The organism is Mesorhizobium sp. M4B.F.Ca.ET.017.02.2.1, assembly GCF_003998955.1.
In the GTDB taxonomy this organism is placed as follows: Bacteria; Pseudomonadota; Alphaproteobacteria; order Rhizobiales; family Rhizobiaceae; genus Mesorhizobium; species Mesorhizobium abyssinicae.
On record NZ_RZOF01000587.1, the window covers coordinates 1 to 1,810 of the forward strand.

The 1,810-nt window shown below is 64.0% G+C and carries 3 protein-coding genes; all 3 read right to left on the reverse strand.

Annotated elements, in window-relative coordinates; translation table 11 throughout:
- Window positions 1-381, reverse strand: a 381-nt coding sequence (locus EN738_RS34075; RefSeq protein WP_189606125.1) for a 2Fe-2S iron-sulfur cluster-binding protein, incomplete at its 3' end; no start/stop codon positions are given.
- Window positions 378-668: a sarcosine oxidase subunit delta gene (locus EN738_RS34080; protein ID WP_127239372.1), complete on the reverse strand. Its 291-nt coding sequence runs from the start codon at window positions 666-668 to the stop codon at window positions 378-380. The genes EN738_RS34080 and EN738_RS34075, both read right to left, overlap by 4 nt.
- A 9-nt stretch (window positions 669-677) precedes the next feature.
- On the reverse strand, window positions 678-1,810 hold a 1,133-nt coding region (locus EN738_RS34085; protein ID WP_127287346.1), incomplete at its 5' end, for a sarcosine oxidase subunit beta family protein.

The following is a 1,810-nucleotide window of genomic DNA, read 5'->3' on the forward strand; positions in this document are numbered from 1 at the left end:
CATGAAAGTCTTGTAGTAGAAGCCGGCCGTCAAGAAGGGCGACAACAAGTCATTTATCGCCAGTGCGTCGAATCCGAGCGAAGGCCAGCGGTTCTGGCTTCGCGCCTCCAGCCCTTCGAACAGCTCCACCACCGCGGCTCGCGTGTTCGGCTCCTGCCGTGCCCCCGTTCGCAGTTCGACGAGAGCGTTCGGTTCTTCCGAACCGGCCGAGAGAACCCCGCGCGGGCGGTGATACTTGAAGCTGCGGCCCATCAGACGAACGCCATTGGCCAGCAGCGCCGAGGCGAGCGTGTCGCCGGGATGGCCCTGGTAGCGCTTGCCGTCGAAACTGAAGTTCAAGGTCTGCGAGCGGTCGATCAGCCCTCCGGTTAGCCGTGTCATTTGCCGCACCTCGTCCGCGAAAGGGCGACATTGCGGGCCAGCTCCGCACCGAGGACTTCATGGGTGACCGTGTCGCGCGTGACCACCAGCCATGACCGGTCGCCCTGCTCGTGGAACCACAGTTCGCGGTGCACGCCCGCCGGGTTGTCGCGCAGGAAGACGTAATCGCAAAAAGCGGCCTCGGCATCGGGCGCGGAGGGGTCTGGACGGTCGATGAGCCGCGCGTCGCCCAGATAGGTGAATTCCTGCGCATCGCGCGGGCCCAGAAGTGGATGTGGGATCAGCATTGGACCGCCTCAGTGGAGATTGGGCTGGGCACCGGCGCCGCGCTCGTCAACCACATGGCCGCGTGCGAAACGGTCGATGCGGTAGGCGCGCGCGGTCTCGTGGGGTGCGCCGGTGGCAAGAAGATGGGCGAAGGCATAGCCGCTGGCAGGCGTCGCTTTGAAGCCGCCATAGCACCAGCCGCCGTTGAAATAGAGGCCATCAATTTGCGTGCGGTCGATGATCGGCGAACCGTCCATCGACATGTCCACCACCCCCCCCCACATGCGCAGCAGCCTCGCCCGCCCGATCATCGGCATCAGCGCCATACCGCCTTCGGCGACGTCCTCTACCACCGGCAGGTTTCCGCGTTGGGCAAAGGAATTGTAGCCGTCGATATCGCCGCCGAAGACAAGTCCGCCCTTGTCGGACTGGCTGATGTAGAAATGGCCTGCCCCGAACGTGATCACACCGGGAATGGTGGGTTTGAGCCCCTCCGTGACGAAGGCCTGCAAGACATGGCTTTCGATCGGAAGCCGCATTCCAGCCATTGCCATAACGCGGCCCGAGGACCCCGCCACCGCCACCCCGACCTTGTCGGCGTCGATATAGCCGCGCGATGTCTCCACGCCACGCACCTTGCCGCGATCGAGCCGGAAACCGGTCACCTCGCAATTCTGGATCAGGTCCACGCCGTGGCTGTCGGCCCCGCGCGCATAGCCCCAGGCCACGCCGTCGTGCCGCGCGGTGCCGGCACGCGGCTGCATCAGGCCACCTTTGATCGGGAAGCGCGCGTTCTCGTAGTTCAGGAACGGAACCATGGCGCGCAGTTCCTCTCGACCTAGCAGCCGGGCGCCCGCACCTGCTAGCATCATGGAGTTGCCGCGGCGGCGGAAGGCATCACGCTGTGCATCCGTATGAAACAGGTTGATGATGCCGCGCTGGGAAACCATAGCGTTGAAGTTGAGTTCCTGCTCCAGTCCTTCCCAGAGCTTCATCGAGAACTCATAGAAGGGCTCGTTGCCAGCAAGCAGGTAGTTCGACCGGATGATCGTCGTGTTTCGCCCGACATTCCCGGATCCGAGCCAACCCTTCTCCAGCACGGCGATACGGGATCGCCCGAAACTCTTGGCCAAATAATACGCTGTCGCCAAGCCGTGACCGC